Genomic DNA, 19,436 nt, shown 5'->3' on the forward strand with positions numbered 1-19,436 from the left:
GTCCTTACGTACGAAGGCACGCACCGGATGCTTCTTCTCGATGAGCATGTTGATCATCGTTTTGCTGATGGAGCCCACGTCTCCGCCGGCACCGGTAATCAAGATGGGACAGTGCCTGCGCGGCAACCGCAGCAGGGTCACGCCGATGGACCAGGCCAACTACGCGAAGGCGCTGACCCGCCGCGCGACGCTGACGCGCGACTGGATGCTGTTCTTCGAAAAATATGCCGTGTTGCTGACGCCGGTCTCCGGCGAGCTGCCGTTCCCCGATCATCTCGACCGCAAGGACGACGACTCCTTCAAGCGGGTCTGGGAAGCGCAGCTGCCGCAGATCGCGATCCCGTTCATGGGCCTGCCGGGCCTCGTGGTGTCCACCGGTCTCGTCGGCAAGGCGCCGGTCGGCGTGCACATCGTCTCCGGCCGCTATCGCGAGGATCTGTGTCTCCTCGCGGGCGAAGCGATCGAGGCCGGCGGCGTGCCGCCGTCGCCGATCGATCCCGTGGGCTAGCGATGACCGTGATCTACGACTTCAAGGCTAACTCGCTTGCCGGCGAGGAGGTCGCCATTCGCCGTTTCGAAGGGCAGGTGCTGCTGATCGTCAACACCGCGAGCAAATGCGGCTTCACGCCGCAATATCGCGGGCTGGAGGATCTCTATCGCGATCTGTCGCCGCGCGGCTTCTCCGTGCTCGGCTTTCCCTGCAACCAGTTCGGCGCGCAGGAGCCGGGGCAGGCGAATGAGATCCAGGCGTTCTGCTCCACCAACTACGACGTCACCTTTCCCCTGTTCGAGAAGATCGACGTCAACGGCGCAAATGCGCACCCTCTGTACGAGTACCTGAAACGCCAGCAATCGGGCCTGCTCGGCGCCTCCATCAAATGGAATTTCACCAAATTCCTGGTGGACCGTGCCGGCAAGGTGATCGCGCGCTACGCACCGACCGCCCGGCCCGAAGGATTGCGCAATCAAATCGAAACACTGCTGTAAGCGAGACAATCATGAGCGACGAATTTCCGGACCGCCTGTCGGTCGATCCGAACAGCCCCTATTACAACGCGGACATCCTGTCGCGCGACGTCGGCATCCGCTTCAAGGGCGTCGAGAAGACCAATGTCGAGGAATACTGCATCAGCGAAGGCTGGGTCCGCGTCACCGCAGGGAACGCCAAGGACCGCCACGGCAACCCGCTGACCATCAAGGTGCACGGGCCGGTGGAGCCGTATTTCAGGGATAAGAAGTAGTCTGGCGCGCCTCTCTCCTCGTCATTGCGAGGAGCCCCTGCGACGAAGCAATCCAGAATCCCTCCGCGGATGCATTTCTGGATTGCTTCGCTTCGCTCGCAATGACGAAAGTGAAAGGCCAACCCCCATGTCCGTCCGCATCGTCGACGTCCGCGAGATCACCAAGCCGATCTCATCGCCGATCCGCAACGCCTATATCGACTTCACCAAGATGACGACGAGCCTCGTTGCCGTCGTCACCGATGTCGTCCGCGACGGCAAGCGTGTCGTCGGCTACGGCTTCAATTCCAACGGCCGCTACGGGCAGGGCGGCCTGATCCGCGAGCGCTTCGCCTCGCGCATTCTGGAGGCCGATCCGAAGTCGCTGCTGAACGCTTCCGGCGACAATCTCGACCCCGACAAGGTCTGGGCCGCGATGATGTCCAACGAGAAGCCGGGCGGTCATGGCGAGCGTTCGGTCGCGGTCGGCACCATCGACATGGCGGTGTGGGACGCGGTGGCGAAGATCGCCGGCAAGCCGCTGTTCCGCCTGCTCGCCGAGCGCCACGGCGTCACCGCCAATCCGCGCGTCTTCGTCTATGCCGCTGGCGGCTATTATTATCCCGGCAAGGATCTCTCGATGCTGCGGGCTGAGATGCGCGGCTATCTCGATCGCGGCTACAACGTCGTGAAGATGAAGATCGGCGGCGCTGATATCGAGGAGGACCGCACCCGCATCGAAGCGGTGCTGAAGGAAATCGGCAAGGACGCGCAGCTCGCGGTCGATGCCAACGGCCGCTTCAATCTGGAGACCGGCATCGCCTACGCCAAGATGCTGCGCGACTATCCCTTGTTCTGGTACGAGGAGGTCGGCGATCCCCTCGACTACGCGCTGCAGGCCGCGCTCGCCGAATTCTATCCGGGCCCGATGGCGACAGGCGAGAACCTGTTCAGCCACCAGGACGCCCGCAATCTGATCCGCTACGGCGGCATGCGCCCCGATCGCGACTGGCTGCAATTCGACTGCGCGCTGTCCTACGGCCTGTGCGAATACCAGCGCACCCTGGAGGTGTTGAAGACCCACGGCTGGTCCCCCAGCCGCTGCATTCCCCACGGCGGCCACCAGATGTCGCTCAACATCGCGGCGGGCTTAGGGCTAGGTGGCAACGAGAGCTATCCCGACCTGTTCCAGCCCTATGGCGGCTTCCCGGATGGTGTGCGCGTCGAGAACGGCCACATCACCATGCCTGAGCTTGTCGGCATCGGCTTCGAGGGCAAGTCGGATCTCTACAAGGAAATGAAGGCGCTGGCGGAGTAGGGGCGTTCGAAGCGCAACGTTCGCGTCAACATGGAGCGAGCTGGTCACTCCGGGTCTTCGCCAAATCCAATCCTGTGATTATGGGTCCCGGATCTGCGCTTCGCTTGTCCGGGACGACAGTTCAGTTTGTCGCTACGACAACCGCATATCCAGCAACCTTCGCCCCTCGCCCTTCAGCAGCTTCTTCACGGCGCTGGACGCCACGACCTCGCCGTCATTGGCATACGCTTCGTGGTTCTTCTCGATGTCGTCGAGGCGGTAGAGGTAGTTGACCATGACGCCGGCGGATTCGCGCACGCCCTTCGGCGAGAGATCGCCGAGCCAGTTGATGCGCTCGAGCCTCGCGCCGTTGCCGAGATGGAAACGGGCGACGGAATCGATCAGCTTGCCCTTCGGCGTGCGCGCCTTGAGGAAGTAGTGCGCAGCTAACGGCTCCAGCACGCTGCGGAGCAGCGCCGTGGTCTCGGGGCTTTCGAACCATTTGGGATCGTCGAGACGCTTCAGCGCCTCGCGGTCCTCGTCCGACAGCGGCAGGTCCTTGTCCTGCTTCACCCATGGCATGAAGCCCGGCACCGGCGACAGCGTCACGAAATTGTCGAGCTTCGGCAATTCGCGGCGCAGCTCTTCCACCACCTGCTTGATCAGGAAGCTGCCGAACGAGATGCCGCCAAGGCCACGCTGGGTGTTGGAGATCGAATAGAACACGGCGGTGCGCGCTCGGTCGATCGGCAGATGCTGGCGATCCACCGCAAGCAGCGGCGCGATCGCGCCGGGGATCGTCTCGGTCAGCGCCACTTCGACGAAGATCAGGGGCTCGTCGACCATCGCGGGATGGAAGAAGGCGTAGCAGCGGCGGTCGACCGGATCGATGCGGCGGCGCAGATCGTCCCAATCGCTGATCTCGTGCACGGCCTCATAACGAATGATCTTTTCGAGGATGTTGGCCGGGGTCGACCAGTCGATCCTGCGCAGCACGAGAAACCCCCTGTTGAACCACGAAGAGAGAAGATGCGAGACGTCGCGATCGAGCGCGGCGAGATCGGTGTGCCCGTTCATCATGCCGAGCAGATCGGCGCGCATGTTGACGAGATCGCCGGTGCCGCCGGGCGCGCGGTTGAGCCGGCGGATCAGCTCCTGCCGCCGCGGCTCCGAGGCGAAGTGCAGGGAGCTTGCGTCCTCGTCGCCGGGCTGGGCGCGCCATTTCTCGATCGCCTTGGACAGGCGCTCCCGATCGGGACCGAAATCGCGCACCAGTCCGTCGAAGAAGGCGCGGCGTCCCGCCGCATCCAGCTCCCGGTAGATGTCGAGCACCTCACGCGCCATCGCGGTGCCGGAGGCTTCGCCCCGGCCCGACAGCAGCGCATCGCAGAGCTCGATCAGCCCGTCCGCATCCCGTTTGGTGTCAGCGGAGTCTCCCCGACGAAGCAGCGTGCGGCCGCGCTCGGAGATGGTGGCGAGCAGGTCGGAGAAGAAGGCGTTGGCCATTTGGGCTTTCGTGTCAGGTTTGTGCGTTGCGAGAAGCTTACACGGGATTTGGGTGGAAGCCGATCACAATCAAGCGGAGGAATGCGGCAACTTTAGTCGGGCCGTGCGTTTGGAGAATGCAGGCATGCCGTCGAATGCGGACAATGTCACCGAGGGGACCGCTGCCGTAGGGTGGGCAAAGGCGCCCTTGCGCCGTGCCCACCACCTCTCTACGACAGCGAAAGACGTGGGCACGCTTCGCTTTGCTCACCCTACGAATTCTTGCGGCTTGGCGGCTGCCTCACCCCTTCCCCGCAAACTCCGTCGGCGTCCGTCCCGTCACCTGACGGAACGCCGCCGAGAACGCCGGCACGCTGGCATACCCGAGCGATGTCGCGAGCTGCTTCACCGACACGCTGGCATCCGTCGACAGGCGCTGGATCGCCGCCGCAATCCTCGCGCGCTGGCACCAGCTCTTGAAGCTCAATTGCGTCTCCGTCGAGAACAGCCGCGACAGCGTGCGTGCCGAGGTTCCGACCTCGCGCGCGAGCGTGTCGATGTCGTGCAGACCGGTGGGGTCGTCGAGCACGATCATCGCGGCGCGGCGGCAGCGCACCTCGCGCGGCAGCGGCACGAAGGTTGCGGAATCCTCGGCCTCGTGCAGCTCCAGCATGACGAGGCGAACCAGCAGCTCGGTGCGCTCCTCCGTGTTGCGCGCGTCGAACAGCGCAAGGATCGCCTGGTTGAGCAGCGGCGAGACCCGCACCACGAATTCCTTGGTCAATCCCTCATGGCGCTGCTCACGCTTCAGCCAGGACAGGTCGAAATACAGCGTCCGCATCTCGATGTCGGCGAGCAGGTCGATGGCGTGCTCGAGCCCGGCCGGGACCCACACGGCCCGGTCCGGCGGCACCAGCCAGCGTCCCCCGGGCGTGGTCACCTGCATCGTGCCCTTGGCCGCGTAGATCAGCTGCGCCTCGCGGTGCAAATGCGGATCGATCCGCATGCCCTTGGGATAGTCGCGCGCAACCAGGTGCACGCCGGCGGGCGAGCGGTGGTTGCTCCGGACCTCCCGGAGGATTGGCGTTTCCAAGACAGTCATTGGCAGCATCCCGTCATGGGGAGGACATATAACTCATTTCGGAGCAGGAGAGGATTCGGGAAATGAACAGCCCCAGCCGGGTGATCAGTTTCGTCAACGCAGGCCATTTCATCGACCATTATTCGATGCTGATCTTCGCGGCGGCGGTGATCATCATGGGGCCGGCGCTCCGTATGGCCTATTCGGAACTTTTGCCTTACGCGACACCGGGCTTCGTTGCCTTCGGCGCGGGCTCGCTGCTCACCGGCTGGCTGGGGGACCGCTGGAGCCGCCGCCACATGATGCTGATCTTCTTCGTCGGAATCGGCCTGTCCATGGTCGCGGTCGGCTTCGTGCAGACCCCGGCGCAGCTCGGCGCCGCGCTGCTGGCGATCGGCATCTTTGCCTCGATCTATCATCCCGTCGGCACCGCGATGCTCGTGTCCTATGCCGATAGGCTCGGCCGCGAGATGGGGATCAACGGCGTCTGGGGCAATCTCGGTGTCGCTTCCTCGGCGCTGGTCACCGGCGTGGTCGGCCAATATCTTGGCTGGCGCTTTGCCTTCATCGTTCCCGGCGTGGTCACGATCCTGATCGGCATCGCCTTTGCGATGACCATCGTCCATGAAGATCGCAAAGGCTCGAAGCAGGCTGCGGCGCAGGCGCGGGTGGCAAAACAGGACATGTGGCGCGTGGTGCTGTCGCTGCTGATCGTCGTGATCGCGATCTCGACCACGTTCAACGCGGTCACCGTGGCGCTGCCCAAGCTATTTGCGGAGCGGCTCGCGGATTTGACCAAGAGCCCGGCGCTACTCGGTGTCATCGCGGCCTGCGTCTACGTGTTCGGCGCGATGACGCAGTACACGATCGGTCGGCTGCTCGACCGCTACTCGCTGAAGACGGTGGCGCTGCCGCTGTCCTTCATGCTGGCGCCGTTCCTGTATCTGGCCGCGACCCTCAACAATCTGCCGCTGATTTTGGTTTCGATCGGCATCGTCATGGGCGCGTTCGGGCAGGTCACGGTGAACGACGCCATGGTCGGCAAATACACCAGCGAGGAATGGCGCTCGCGCGCCTACGCGGTGCGCTATTTCATCGGCTTCACCGCGGCGGGCGCCTCGGTCGGCCTGGTCGCCTGGCTCTACGAGCAGGGCGGCTTCGTCACCATGCTGCACGCCTTCGCCGCGCTCTGCCTGCTCGCAATAGCGGCCGCGATCATCCTGCCGCGCGAGATCAGGACGCCGCAGGCGGTGTGAGGGTCCTGGTGTCCCGGACACGCGCAGCGAAGCGGAGCGCAGAGCCGGGACCCGGAAGCTACGAATTCCCGTGCCGTGTGGGCCCCGGCTCTGCAGCGCACCGCCAAGCGGTGCTGCGCTGCGTCCGGGGCACGAGCCGGGCGTGAGGCCGCAATTCTCTCCCCGTCATTGCGAGGAGCTCTTGCGACGAAGCAATCCAGGCTGTCTCTGCGGAAGGATTCTGGATTGCTTCCGCCTTCGCCAAGGCTTCGGCCGACAAGTCGCTGCGCTCGCAATGACGGAGAAGGCCGGGAACCCGCTCCACCACCCGCGGGTTCTATCCCCATGGCCCCGACACCGGGGTGAAGGGGGAAAGACACCTGCATGCCATGGAGCCTGCTCCGACCGGTCGGCCTTGTCCCCGCGGCGCTTGTCCTCACCACCATTGCGGCCGGTGCCGAAGCGGGCAAAGCCGCCGGCCCGTCCGAATTCCTGCTGGTGGCGCAGATCGTGCTGTTGATCGCGGTCGGCCGCGGCCTCGGCGAGATCATGCAGCGGATCGGCCAGCCTTCGGTGATGGGCGAATTGCTCGCCGGCATCATTCTCGGGCCATCGCTGTTCGGCTGGATCTGGCCGGAGGCCCAGCACGCGATCTTCCCGAGGACACCCGAGCAGAAGGCGATGATCGACGGCATCGCGCAAGTGGGCATCCTGCTCCTGCTGCTGCTCACCGGCATGGAGACCGACCTCAAGCTGGTCCGGAAGGTCGGCAGGGCCGCGATCGCGATCTCGATCGCCGGCATCCTCGTGCCCTTTGCCTGCGGTTTTGCGCTCGGCGAGTTCCTGCCGGATGCGCTGTTGCCCAATCCGCAGCAGCGCCTGGTGGCTTCGCTGTTCATGGGCACGGCGCTGTCGATCTCCTCGGTGAAGATCGTCGCGGTGGTCGTGCGCGAGATGAACTTCATGCGGCGCAATGTCGGACAGATCATCGTCGCGACCGCCGTCATCGACGACACCATCGGCTGGATCATCATCGCCGTCATCTTCAGCCTGGCGTCGCACGGCACGCTGGATATCGCCTCGGTGGCGAAAGCCGTGCTGGGAACGCTCGCCTTTCTCGCCGTCAGCTTCACCATCGGCCGCCGCCTGGTGTTCCAGCTCATTCGGTGGGCCAACGACAACCTCGTCAGCGCGGCGGCGGTCATCACGGTGATCCTGCTGTTGATGAGCGTCATGGCGATGATCACGCATCTGATCGGCGTTCACACCGTGCTCGGGGCCTTCGTCGCCGGCATCCTGGTCGGGGAATCCCCGATCCTGACGCGGCAGATCGACGAGCGTTTGCGCGGGTTGATCTCCAGCTTCTTCATGCCGGTGTTCTTTGGCCTGGCCGGCCTTGCCGCCGATCTCTCGGTGTTGCGCGATCCCAATCTCCTGATGCTCACCGGCCTCCTGGTCGTGATCGCCAGCGTCGGCAAGTTCGGCGGCGCCTTCGTCGGCGGCACATTGGGCGGCCTCAGCACGCGGGAGTCGCTCGCGCTAGCCAGCGGCATGAATGCCCGCGGCTCGACCGAGGTGATCATCGCGACCATCGGCCTCTCCATCGGCGTGCTCAGCCAGAACCTGTTCACGATGATCGTGACCATGGCGATCGTGACCACGATGGCGATGCCGCCGATGCTGCGCGCGGCGCTGGCAAGGCTGCCAATGAGCAAGGAGGAGAAGGAGCGCCTGGAACGGGAGGAATTCGACAAGCGCGGCTTCCTCGCCAATCTCGAGCGCCCGTTGCTGGCGGTGGACGAAAGCGTCAACGCCACCTTTGCCGCCCACATTGCGGGCCTGGTCGTCGGCATGCGCGGCCTGCCGATCACCGTGCTCCACATCGGTAAGCGGCCTGAGGAGCGGGAGAAGGGCCGCAACGAGGAGGAGAGTCACGAGGCCGTGGTGAAGAAGGCGGCCGAGGCGGTGTCCGCGAGCGGCGAGGGAGGCGCCGGCAGCGTCGATGTCGTCACCCGCGCGCGGCGTGCGGAACTCGGCGAGACCATCACTGAGGAGGCGCGCAAGGGTTTTGACCTGCTCGTCGTCGGTGTCGACAAGGTCGCTGCGACCAAGGATCGCTTCGACCGCAAGATCGAGGACATCGCAGCAACGTTTGAAGGACCGCTCGCAATCGTGGCGGCCAAGGGCAAGCACCTGAAGCAGCCGGTACCAGAAGGGCTCAACATCCTCGTTCCGGTCTCCGGCAGCGGCGTCTCCAAGCGCGGGGCCGAGGTCGCGGTCGCGCTGGCGCAGGCCGGATCAGGCTCGCTCCGGGTGATCTATGTCGCGACGACGCGCGACAAGGGCACGCAGCGCGGGGCCTCCCGTGGCCTCAGCCAGGAGGCGGGCATCCTGAAGGACGCCAGCGATCTCGCCGCCCGCTACGACGTCGACATCACCACCACGCTGCGGGTGAACCGGGCGCCGGAGGCCGCGATCCTGGGCGAGATCGAGACCACCGACATCGATCTCGTGGTCATGGGCGTCGACCGCATCCAGGGCGATCATCTGTCCTTCGGCGGCGTCGCCGACGCCGTCCTCAGGCAGTCGAAGGTCTCGGTGCTGCTGGTGTCGAGCGGCGAGGCCCGGCAGGCTCCGGCGGAGAAGGGCTAGGGGCAAGCCATATCCGTGTGGGCGGTGCGCTCCCTCTCCCGCTTGCGGGAGAGGGGCGGGGAGAGGGCTTTCCCCGCATTGGGACACTCCCCCAGAGGAAAAAACCCTCACCCGGCGCTTCGCGCCGACCTCTCCCGCAGGCGGGAGAGGTTACACCGAGCGTGCAGCGCCGCTGATCCGACCCAACGGCTCTTAGGGCTTCACCTCCGCCCCCTTCGGCGCCTTCTTGCTCGCCCGCCAGTTCTCGAACCGCTGCACCACCACGAAGAAAGCAGGCACGAACAGCACCGCCAGGCAGGTCGAGGCCAGCATGCCGGAGAATACGGTGATGCCGATCGACTTGCGCGCGCTGGCGCCGGCGCCGGTCGCGAGCACCAAGGGCACCACACCGAGGATGAAGGCGAACGAGGTCATCAGGATCGGGCGGAAGCGAGCGCGCGCCGCCTCGATCGCGGCCTCCAGCACCGGCTTGCCGTCGCGATTGTGCAGCTCGAGCCCGACTTCGACGATCAGGATCGCGTTCTTGGCCGACAGCGCGATCAGGAGGATCAGGCCGATCTGGCAATAAAGGTTATTGTCGATCTTGAGCCCGGAGAGGATCAGCATCGGCCCGAGCAGCGACAGCGGCACCGCGAGGATCACCGAGATCGGCGCGTACCAGCTCTCGTACTGGCCGGCGAGCACGAGATAGACCAGCAGCATGGCGAGGCCGAACACCCAGTAGATCTGGTTCGAGACCGCCTTCTCCTGATAGGACATCGCGGTCCATTCATAGCCGGTGCCCGGTGGCAGCGTCTTCTCCGCGATCTCCTCCATCAGCTTCAACGACTGGCCGGAAGAATACCCCTGTGCCGGCAGGCCGATCACGGTCGAGGACGGATAGAGGTTGTAGAGGCTGATCAGCGACGGGCCGGTGGCGGGCGTGATCTTGGCGACGGTGCCGATCGGGATCATGTCGCCGTTCGAGTTGCGAACCTGCATGTTGGCGATGTCGCGCTCGGTGACGCGGAAGGCGGGATCGGCCTGGGTGTAGACCTGGAACACGCGGCCGAATTTGTTGAACTGGTTGACAAAGGACGAGCCGAGATAGGTCGACAGCGCCGAGAACACCTGATCGGTGGTGACGTGCAGCGTCTGGGTCTTGACGCGGTCGATCTCGACGTTGAATTGCGGCACCGACGAGCGGAACGAGGACTGCACGCGCTGCAGCGCGCTCTGGCTCTGGCCGTTCGAGACCATCGCCCCGGTGATCGCCTGCAGCTTGGCGAAATCGCTGTTGCCGTCGCGCAGCTCGACCTGCATCGAGAAGCCGGCGGCGTTGCCGATGCCCTGGATCGGCGGCGGGGGCAGCACCAGCGTGCGCGCTTCCATGATGGTCGCGAGCTTGTCGTTGAGCCCGTACACCAGCGAGCGCAGATCCTCGCCGGGGCCTTTGCGCGCCTCCCAGTCCTTCAGGATGATGTAGGCGACGCCGGCATTGGCAAGGCTGGCGCTGTTGTCGAGCGCGGAGATGCCGGCGATGGTGATGACCTGCTGGACGCCGGGCGTATCCTTGATGATCTCGCTCGCCCGGTCGAGCACCGTCTGGGTGCGCTCAAGCGCAGCTCCATCGGGTAACTGGACGGCGGCGATCAGGTAGCCCTGGTCCTCGATCGGCAGGAAGCCGGTCGGCACCCGCGACAGACCGTAGCCGCTGGCTGCGATGACCAGAAGCGCGAAAGCCACTGAGACCGTCGCGTGCCTGCACAGGAACGTGATCAGCCGTGTGTAGCCGCGCTCGATACGGTTATAGACCGCGTTAAAGCCCCGGTAGAAGAAATTGCGCTGCTCCGGCGGCACCGTCGGCCGGAGCCACAGCGCGCATTGCGTCGGCTTCAATGTTGCCGCGTTGATGGCGGAGAGAAGCGCGGTCGCCGCGATCACCAGCGCGAATTGCGAATAGATGCGCCCGGTGAGGCCGGCGAGGAACGAGGCCGGCAAGAACACCGAGATCAGCACCAGGGTGATGCCGACGATCGGCGCGAACAGCTGGTCCATTGCCTTGATCGCGGCGTCGTGGCCGTTCATGCCCTGCTCGATGTTGTGCGCCGCGCCTTCGACCACGACGATGGCGTCGTCGACCACGATGCCGATCGCCAGCACGATCGCAAACAGGGTCGACATGTTGATGGTGAAGCCGAGCGCCGCCATCGCGGCGAACGCGCCGATGATGGTGACAGGCACGGTGGTTGCCGGCACCAGCATCGCGCGCCAGTCCTGCAGGAAGACCAGGATCACGACCAGCACGAGCAGGCCGGCCTCGATCAAGGTCATGTAGACCTCGTGCACCGAGGCTTCGACGAACTTGGTGGTGTCGAACGGCGTGTCGTATCTGATGCCTTCCGGGAACCGCTTGGCGAGCTCCGCCATCTTCTTCTCGACGGCCTGCTCGACCTGGAGCGCGTTGGCGCCGGGCGACTGGAACACGCCGATGCCGGTGGCCGGCTGCTTGTTGAGCGAGAAGATCTGGCTGTAGGTCTGCGCGCCCAATTCGACCCAGCCGACGTCGCGCACCCGCGTAACGTCGCCGCTGGTGCCGGACTTGACGATGATGTTCTCGAACTGGCTGGTGTCGTCGAGCCGGCCGTTGACGTTAAGCGTGTACTGGAACGCCTGACCCGGCGGCGTCGGCGGTGCGCCGACCTGACCGGCGGAGACCTGCTGGCTCTGCTGCTGGATTGCGTTGATGACGTCCTGCGGCACCAGACCGCGGACCTGAAGCTTGTTCGGATCGAGCCAGACCCGCATCGAATACTGGCCGGCGCCGAATACGGTGACGTTGCCGACGCCGGGCAGGCGGGAGAGCTCGTCGCGGATGTTGATGGTGGCGTAGTTGCTTAAGTAGAGGCTGTCGTATCTGGAGTCCGGCGAGGTCAGCGTCACGAACAGCAGGATCGAGGTCGATCGCTTCTGCACGGTGACGCCCTGATTCTGCACGGCGCTCGGCAATTGGGACAGCGCGCTGGACACGCGATTCTGCACCAGCACCTGCGCGAAGTTGAGGTCGGTGCCGATCTTGAAGGTCACGGTCAGCGTGTAGGTGCCGTCCGAGCCGCTGTAGGACTGCATGTAGAGCATGTCCTCGACGCCGTTGACCTGCTGCTCGATCGGCAAGGCAACCGTGTCGATCACGGTCTTGGCGCTGGCGCCGGGATAGCGCGTGGTGACCTGCACGGTCGGCGGCACCACATCCGGATATTGCGCGACGGCGAGATTGAACAGCGCGACGCCGCCGATCAGGATCATCAACAGCGCGATGACGTTCGAGAGGACCGGCCGCTCGATGAAGAACTTTGAGATCATGGCGGCGGCTCCTACTTGGCAGACGCCTGTGGCTGCTCGATCTTCGTTGCTTGCGGATCGATCTTCTGGCCCGGAATCACCCGCAGCAGCCCAGCGATCACCACGCGGTCCTCCGGCTTCAAGCCGCTCTCGATCACGCGCAGCCCGTTGTCGACGGGGCCGATCTGCACCTTGCGCTGCTCGACGATGTTGTCGTTATTGACGACAAGGAGATAGCGGCCGCCCTGATCGCTGCCGAGCGCGGTGTCGGGGACGAGCAGGGCGCTCTTCTCCTGGTCGAAGGGCACGCGGACGCGGACGAAATAACCTGGCAGCAGCGCCCGCTTGTCGTTGGGCACGACGCCGCGCACCGCGAGCGTGCCCGTCGATGTATTGAGGGTCGGCGAGACGTAGTCGAGGTGGCCTTCATGCGGATATCCAGTCTCGGTCTGGAGGCCCACCTGGACCGGCAACTGTTTGAGGTCGGCGACGGTCAGCCCGCGGCGGGCCGCTTCGGCGCGAATGCGAAGGACGTCCTGCTCGTTGACCGTGAAGTTTACCCAGATCGGGTCCATCGCGACGATGGTCGCAAGCTGGGTCGGGGAGGACACGCCGACGAGCTCGCCGACCGAGACCATGTGGGCGCTGACGATGCCGTCGAACGGCGCGGTCACGTTGGTGTAGCCGTAGTTCACCTGGGCGAGCTTGGTGTTGACCTGGGCCTGCGAGAGACTGGCCTGCGCGTTGTCGCGGGTCGACGTCGAGGTATCGAGCGTCGACTGCGAGACCGCCTGGCGCTGCACCAGCTCGACCTGCCGCTTGAAGTCCGCTTCCGCCTGCTTGACCGTGGCCTGCGCGCCGGTCTCGGCCGCCTGCGCCTGCTCGAGCTTGAGCTTATAGGTCTCCGGCTCGATCGTGAAGAGCTGGGTGCCCTGCTTGACGAAGCTGCCGTCCTGATAGTCGATCGATTGCAGAAAGCCCTGCACCCGCGCCACGAGGTCGACGCTCTTGATCGGCGCGGTGTTGCCGGTGGCCTCGATGTAGCGCGTGACCGGACGCTGCACCGGCGTTGCCACCTCCACCTTGGGGGGCGGGGGTGCCACGAACGTGTTCTTGTCCTCGCAACCCGTCAGCGCGATCACGACGGCCGTGGCGGCGAGTGTCCGCCCAGCCTGTCTCCACACTTCATTGCGCCGTTCGGGAGATTCGGGATTCGATGAGGTCATTCGGTAGCCCCCCGAGTATCGTCTGTCGGTGCGACAGGCTACCAACAAATGTCCGGCCGTGAAACACCATGGCTATGGCAGTCGCAGGCCTTGCGCTGCCCGGGGCGGTGTGGCCTTTGACAGATTTGTCATGACAAACCGCTTTTCACCGAGCGCACGATCGACCAGAATTATGTCAAAGACCGTGTCACGGTGCGCGAGCCAGCCGGGAAGAAGCCAAGAAGAAAAGGTGAGGAGACCATGACATGCCAACGCCATTTCGGTCGGCCCTCGCCGGCCTCCTTCTCGCCGCGGCGGTTGCGATGCCCGCGCTAGCTGACGCTCTGAAGGACGAGATCGCGCCGACCGGCAAGCTGCGGGTCGCGATCGCAATCAGCCCCGCAGGCGGCGCATTCTGGTCGACCAGGACCGATGCCGGCTATGCCGGCGTTCCCGTCGATCTCGGCAAGGCGATGGCCGTCCAGCTCGGCGTGTCAGTCGAATATGTCGTGCACCAGAATTCCGGACAGATCACCGATGCCGCTGGCCAGGGGACCTGGGACGTCACCTGGCTGCCCAAAGATCCCGAGCGCGAGACCAAGATGCTGTTCGGGCCGATCTACGAGGTCGCGGACGCCACCTACATCGTCAAGCCGGGCTCGAACGTCACGAACTTCGCCGGCCTCGACCAGCCCGGCATCAAGGTGGCCGCCGTCAACGCCACCACGACCATGCGCGGCGCGATCGCGCATCTAAAGCATGCGAAGGTCACGGGCTATCAGACCTATGACGAGATCTTCGGCCTGCTGAGGAGCGGCGAGATCGACGCCTTCGCGCTGTCGCGCGATCAGCTCAACAAGATGGCCCAGAAGATTCCCGGCACCAGGGTGCTGGACGAGACGTTCAAGAAGACGGTGACGGCCGTCGCCGTGCCGCTCGGCCATCATCAAGCACTGACCTTCGTCACGACGTTCATGACGGATGCGACGACGAACGGCACGCTGCGCAAGGCCTACGACGATAATGGCCTGAAGGACGCGCCGATCCGGACGGAGTAGGGAGAGGTCGGTTTGGTTTGCGCGAGATCGGGCTAGATCCCGGTCGCAGCGGTCGCATGGGCATGCCACGCCGCAAGCACGTCCCGCTCGTCTTCGGCGGTGAGCCCGACGACCGGGCCGTTGCTGGTGCGGAGCCATTCGAGCGTGTCGCGTGCGGTAACCGCGACCGAGCGCGAGTTTAGGCCAGCCTCGCGGGCCGGCGAGGGGTCGCGCGTCATGAAGCCGGCGAAGTCGGGCAGAGGCAGCCACAGCGGCAATGACCGCGGACCCGCCCAGCGCCGCACGTCATGCGCTTCCAGAAAGGCGCGATCGACCCAGGTGAACGTGCAGGACGCGTTCAGTGCGGCGGCGCATTCGACCAGGAACTCGCCGCGCGTGCGCAGCGGTCCGATCCCGTCATAGATGCCGGTGAGGCGAACCTCTGCGGCATGCACGATCCATTGCGCGAGATCGCGCACGTCGATGAACTGGACGGCATCGTCAGGCGATCCCGGCGCCAGCACCTCGCCGCCGCGCGCCAGCCGCGCCGGCCAATAGGCGAAGCGCCCGGTCGTGTCCTCCGGCCCGGCGATGAGGCCGGCTCGGCAGATGAAGGCATCGTCGCCGACCGCCTGCTCGCAAGCGACTTTGGCGCCGCCATAGATGGCATCGGTGCTGTGTTCGATATCCATCGAAACGGGCTCACGCAGCGGTGCCGTGTCGGCGCGTTGTCCCGGTATGCGATTATCCGCGTACACGCTGATGGTCGAGACGAAGGTCCAATGCACACCCGGCCGCTTCAGCGCTGCGACCGCGCGGCGGACCTGACCGGGATGTCGCGAGACGTCGACCACTGCGTCGAACGTCTCGCCGGTCAGTGGCGCAAGTCCGTCAGCGACGTCGCGATCGATCCGGATGAGGCGGGCGCCCGCCGCGATCGGCCCCGCGAGACCGCGGGCGGCGCAGGTCACGTCATGGCCGGCAGCACAAGCGTGGGAGGCGATCGCGCGCCCAAGGAACTGGCTGCCGCCGAGAATGAGGATGCGCATGAAAAGGTCCGTGCCGCCGATGAGGCGAAGAGCCTACAACGTCCGGTAGCGGTTGCAACCGCCCCTCAGCGTCCCTTGATCTCCTCGTACTTCGCCATGGCGCGCTCGAACTTGCGGTTGAACAGCCACATCGCCGCGAGGATCTCGCGGAAGCTTGCCGAGGTGCGCGCCCGATCGGCCTGCCCGAAGGCAAAGATGCTGTTGTTGCGCAGGTGCTTCATGATCGTGGGACTGGACACCCGGTAGTTCAGGAGATCGCCCGACTTCAGGGCCGATCTGGTCGGGGTGGGAACGATCTGGATCAGCTCGAACAGCTTCATCTGGTCGATCGGGTCGGGCAGCGTCTTCACGATTCCCGGTATCTCACGGAATACATCCGCATGCGCGTTCATCAGGCCGTCGCGGACGTTGGTCCAATGGTTGAAGCGGTGGTCGGTGCCGCGGGCCCGCGCCTCCTCCTTGTCGTCGCGCGCGCTCAGGCCCGGATCGATCGTCGCGATCTCGCCCTTGATCGCCTCCCATTTCCTGTGGCCGTTGCGGTCCTCGGACGGGCCGGTCTGGAAGCTGCCCATATAGGTGTTCGAGCGCCCGTTGCGAACGTTCTGCTTGCCGTTGGTCTCGGCAAAAAAAAGCCCGAGGCTGATGCGTCCCGCGGCGTCCGCGTGGTCAGGCGCGAGTCCCTTGGCGCGCGCGATCGCTCTGGCGAGATCGACGACGTCCTTGAAAGGTGTCGCCGAGTTCTGCGCATTGGCGGGCGGCGCCTCCATGACGTCGAACAGTTTTGAATACTCGTCAATCAACGGCTCGATCTCGGCGTCGAAATAGGCCGGAGGAATCTCGAACTTGTTCGGCTTGCCGATCCGCGACGGCATGGCATCGGTGAGATCCTTGTAGCTGCTGATCACGGCGACACGCGCCAGATAAAGCGCCTGTCCCGGCAGGTTCGGCAGCGGCTCCTTGGCGTCGATCTGGCGCCGCCGCTCGGCGAGGACCGATTTGAACTCGGCGAGCGCCCGGTCATAGGCGGCGACCGCCTCCGACTGCCGGGGCGTGAGCGCGCGCTGTTGTCCGGCGGCGGGCGCCGCCGCGAAGAAGGCAACAGCCGCAAAGATGGCAAGACGTCTGGATCCCATGGCCGTTTCCCATCGATTCGCTGGCCAGGGAGATCGTAAGCATCGGAAGCGCGGGCTGGCGAGATGCAAATCCCGCTCAGTCGCAATTCTTCTCACGCCGCCCGGTAATCCGGCGCCGTCGCCAGGAATTTCGCATAGGCGCCCGCATCCGGCGGTTGGAAGCGGCCGGCAAGGCCGCCGCACTTCTGGTTCTTCGCCCCGATATCGGCCATCAGCTCGTCGAAATGGCGGTAGTGATAGGGCGCGACGCAGAGGCCGCCATAGACGCCGGCCGCCGGCCGTTCGACGCGCTTGAAGTGCAGCATCATCTCGATGTTGTCGTGCATCTGCTGCGCCGTCGGCTGGTTGGCGAGCTGGCCGTCGGCATAGCGCACCAGCCAGTTGGCGGCGAGGTCGGCACAGAGCACGGTGCAGAACGACGAGTTGAAGCCGACGAAGCCGAGTTCGGGCAGATCGGGGTTGGCGATCAGGCGGTAGAGCCGATACTGCCCGTCGGCATCGACCAGCCTCTGCTTGTAAGCCTCGGGCAGGAACGGCACGCCGAGCTTGTAGCCGATCGCGAGCACAGCGACGTCGGCCTTGATGTGCTCGCCGCCGCTCATCACGATGCTGTCGCAGTCATATTGGTCGAACGTGCCGAACACCGCCTTGATGCGGCCGTCGGCGACCATCGGATAGAAGCCCGGCGTTGCGATCGGCACCGAGCAGTTGACGCCGTCCTCGATCCGCTCCTTCGGCACCATCTTGCAGCGGCCAAGCTTGAGTTGCGCCTTCAACAGGCTCTCCAGCCCGCGCCAGTTCGCCCACACCAGCGGCGCGGCGATGCGGTGTGCGAGCCGCGTCATCGCACCGATGCCCCAGCCCGGAAACATCTCCTCCTGCGCGCGGATGTAGAGGATACGCTTGAAGTTCACGAGCCCGCCGATGAAATAGGGAATACGCCACACCGGCTCGCGCATCACGATGGTGACCTCGCGCGCACCCGACTTCACCGCGTTGACCGCGATATCGGTCGCCGATTTCGAGCCGCCGAGCACGACGACGCGGCGTCCTTTCGCCAGCGAGGGATCGCCGTATTTCGACGAATGCAGGATCTGGCCGCCCTGTGCCAGGAATCCGTCCTCGCCCGGGCAATGCAACTCGCGCGGCTCGTTGAACTGCCCGGTGCAGACCGCGACGAAATCGAAATCCTCGTTCGTGCGCGCGCCGCCCTTGCTGCAGAGCGAGAGCGTCCAGCCCGGCCTGCCGTCGGCACGCCTAGCCATGCCGGCAACCTCGGTGTCGAGGCGCAGCATGCGGTCAAGGCCAAAACTCTTCGCGTAGTCGGCCAGATAGGCATGAACCTGCGGCCCGGTCGGCCATTCCGGATAGGCGTCCGGCATGGCGCGGTCGGTGTAGCGGTAGAGCTCCTTTGGGCTCTGGGTCTGCACGTCGGGGTAGGAGCGCGCCGGCTCCCAGACGCCGCCGAGATCGCAGCTGCGCTCGACGATGGTGACGCGGTGGCCGCGACTGGAGAACGCCTTGGCGGCAGCAAGGCCGGAGACGCCGGCACCGATCACGCAGACATGTTTTGGGCTGACCATGGGATGGCTCGCAATCAATGTGTTTCACGCAAGCGGCTTCGTTCGGCCGCGAGGCGCGCCGGCGGAACCGCAAGCAAATGGAAGTGGAGCCCGCGCCTAGTCGTTGGCCTCGGGCGGCAGGAAGTCGACCTCATGCAGTGCCGAGATGCGCACGACTTCGGCGGGGTCGGTCAGATTGTGCAACTGGTTGAACAATGCCTCCAGCTTCTGCATTGGCGAGACCCAGAACAGCGCGCGGCACGGCTTGTCGGATTTATTGAAATAGCCGTGTGGGATGCCGCGCGGCATGCGCACGAGATCGCCGGCATGGGCCTTGACCCATTTGCCGTCGAGCTTGAGGTCGAGCGTGCCCTCCTGCACCAGGATGAACTCGTCCTGGGTCGGATGGATGTGCACCGGCACGAACTGGCCTGGATCGCTGTTGGTCTCGAACGCGAAGGTGGAGTCGGTGACGGCCTTTGGGAAATAAACTTGACCCAGGATGTTCCAGCTCTTGTCGCCGTAGCCTGTGCCAGCGGCGGTAATGCCCTTTTCGAGTGCAGTCATGACGCGCTCCTCATGGATTCCGGCGAGGATGGAGCTTCAATCAACAATGGGCCGCCGTCTATCCGCTAAACGAATCCGAAGGCGCCTGTTGCCGTGCAGCATGACGATTTTGCTGACGCCGCCCTTTTCGCGCCCGGGGGACTATTATAGGCTTAAAGCAATTCCGTGACGCGAAGCGTGGTCGACCATGTCCGCAGCCGTGCTGGAAAGGAGCGCAAGGGTGCCCGCGGCCGAACGGCTCGCGGATTTCGCCCGCGTCACTACCGACGATGTCGACGAAGCGGCCGAAGAGATCGGGCGCATCTTCTGCCCGCACGATCTCCAGCCGGCACAGGCGCGCGCCGCCGACTTCTCGGCCCGGCACAATTGCGCGGCCTTCGACGGCTTTTCCATCAACTACGTTGCCTATGGCGGGTCGGTCGGCATCGATCCCGGCTGCCTCGAGCGCTTCTTCCTGGTGCAGGTCCCGCTCACGGGCTCGGCCCACATTCGCGCCGGCGTCACCGAGCTCGATGCCGCGCCGGACCGGACGGCGTCACTGCTGTCGCCGACGATCCCGACCCGGATGATGTGGCGCGACTGCGCCCAGGGG

15 protein-coding genes and 1 pseudogene are annotated in these 19,436 nt (G+C 65.1%); 8 read left to right on the top strand and 8 right to left on the bottom strand.

Annotated elements, in window-relative coordinates; all coding sequences use genetic code 11:
• The 4 genes from MOV74_RS11050 to tarD all read left to right on the top strand — a co-directional run.
• On the top strand, nt 1-508 hold a 508-nt coding region (locus MOV74_RS11050; protein WP_246921408.1), incomplete at its 5' end, for an amidase family protein.
• Nucleotides 509-510: 2 nt separating this feature from the next.
• Nucleotides 511-987: a glutathione peroxidase gene (locus MOV74_RS11055; protein ID WP_246921411.1), complete on the top strand. Its 477-nt coding sequence runs from the start codon at nt 511-513 to the stop codon at nt 985-987.
• Nucleotides 988-998: 11 nt separating this feature from the next.
• Entirely contained in the window at nt 999-1,241 is a 243-nt protein-coding gene (locus MOV74_RS11060; RefSeq protein WP_041748727.1) for a DUF3297 family protein, read from the top strand.
• A 127-nt stretch (nt 1,242-1,368) separates the two neighbouring features.
• A complete protein-coding gene (tarD, locus tag MOV74_RS11065; RefSeq protein ID WP_246921415.1) occupies nt 1,369-2,538 on the top strand; it encodes a mandelate racemase/muconate lactonizing enzyme family protein in 1,170 nt (389 codons plus the stop codon).
• A 132-nt stretch (nt 2,539-2,670) separates the two neighbouring features.
• Here the strand turns inward: tarD and MOV74_RS11070 are convergent, their stop codons facing one another.
• Together MOV74_RS11070 and MOV74_RS11075 are read right to left on the bottom strand one after the other, a co-directional pair.
• Nucleotides 2,671-4,023, bottom strand: a complete 1,353-nt coding sequence (locus MOV74_RS11070; RefSeq protein ID WP_246921418.1) for a malonyl-CoA decarboxylase — start codon at nt 4,021-4,023, stop codon at nt 2,671-2,673.
• Between the two features lie 280 nt (nt 4,024-4,303).
• Complete coding sequence (locus MOV74_RS11075; RefSeq protein WP_246921421.1) at nt 4,304-5,104, bottom strand: helix-turn-helix transcriptional regulator; 801 nt, start codon at nt 5,102-5,104, stop codon at nt 4,304-4,306.
• Nucleotides 5,105-5,166: 62 nt separating this feature from the next.
• On the opposite strand from MOV74_RS11075, the gene MOV74_RS11080 reads away from it, so the two are divergent.
• Both MOV74_RS11080 and MOV74_RS11085 read left to right on the top strand, forming a co-directional pair.
• Nucleotides 5,167-6,339 carry an MFS transporter gene (locus tag MOV74_RS11080; protein WP_246921424.1) on the top strand — a complete coding sequence of 391 codons (1,173 nt, stop codon included), beginning with the start codon at nt 5,167-5,169 and terminating at the stop codon, nt 6,337-6,339.
• 363 nt (nt 6,340-6,702) lie between these two features.
• Entirely contained in the window at nt 6,703-8,970 is a 2,268-nt protein-coding gene (locus MOV74_RS11085; RefSeq protein WP_246921427.1) for a cation:proton antiporter, read from the top strand.
• Nucleotides 8,971-9,162: 192 nt separating this feature from the next.
• Here the strand turns inward: MOV74_RS11085 and MOV74_RS11090 are convergent, their stop codons facing one another.
• The gene (locus tag MOV74_RS11090) at nt 9,163-12,312 is read right to left on the bottom strand and encodes an efflux RND transporter permease subunit (protein ID WP_246921430.1); all 3,150 of its coding nucleotides are present in this window, start codon (nt 12,310-12,312) and stop codon (nt 9,163-9,165) included.
• 11 nt (nt 12,313-12,323) lie between these two features.
• On the bottom strand, nt 12,324-13,517 hold the full coding sequence (locus MOV74_RS11095; RefSeq protein ID WP_246921433.1) for an efflux RND transporter periplasmic adaptor subunit: 1,194 nt from the start codon (nt 13,515-13,517) through the stop codon (nt 12,324-12,326).
• Between the two features lie 245 nt (nt 13,518-13,762).
• Between MOV74_RS11095 and MOV74_RS11100 the strand changes: the two genes are divergently transcribed.
• Nucleotides 13,763-14,554 carry an ABC transporter substrate-binding protein gene (locus tag MOV74_RS11100; protein WP_246921437.1) on the top strand — a complete coding sequence of 264 codons (792 nt, stop codon included), beginning with the start codon at nt 13,763-13,765 and terminating at the stop codon, nt 14,552-14,554.
• 32 nt (nt 14,555-14,586) lie between these two features.
• On the opposite strand, the gene MOV74_RS11105 is transcribed toward MOV74_RS11100, so the two are convergent.
• The 4 genes from MOV74_RS11105 to MOV74_RS11120 form a co-directional block, all read right to left on the bottom strand.
• Complete coding sequence (locus MOV74_RS11105) at nt 14,587-15,582, bottom strand: NAD-dependent epimerase/dehydratase family protein (RefSeq protein WP_246921440.1); 996 nt, start codon at nt 15,580-15,582, stop codon at nt 14,587-14,589.
• Between the two features lie 65 nt (nt 15,583-15,647).
• A complete protein-coding gene (locus MOV74_RS11110) occupies nt 15,648-16,715 on the bottom strand; it encodes a hypothetical protein (RefSeq protein WP_246921443.1) in 1,068 nt (355 codons plus the stop codon).
• Nucleotides 16,716-16,807: 92 nt separating this feature from the next.
• Entirely contained in the window at nt 16,808-18,298 is a 1,491-nt protein-coding gene (locus MOV74_RS11115; RefSeq protein ID WP_246921446.1) for an NAD(P)/FAD-dependent oxidoreductase, read from the bottom strand.
• A gap of 96 nt (nt 18,299-18,394) precedes the next feature.
• Nucleotides 18,395-18,844, bottom strand: a complete 450-nt coding sequence (locus tag MOV74_RS11120) for a cupin domain-containing protein (RefSeq protein WP_246921449.1) — start codon at nt 18,842-18,844, stop codon at nt 18,395-18,397.
• Nucleotides 18,845-19,031: 187 nt separating this feature from the next.
• Here MOV74_RS11120 and MOV74_RS11125 point away from each other — a divergent pair.
• Nucleotides 19,032-19,436 (top strand): annotated as a pseudogene (locus tag MOV74_RS11125) (AraC family transcriptional regulator); the annotation flags it as partial.

The organism is Bradyrhizobium sp. SHOUNA76, from assembly GCF_023006445.1.
GTDB lineage: Bacteria > Pseudomonadota > Alphaproteobacteria > Rhizobiales > Xanthobacteraceae > Bradyrhizobium.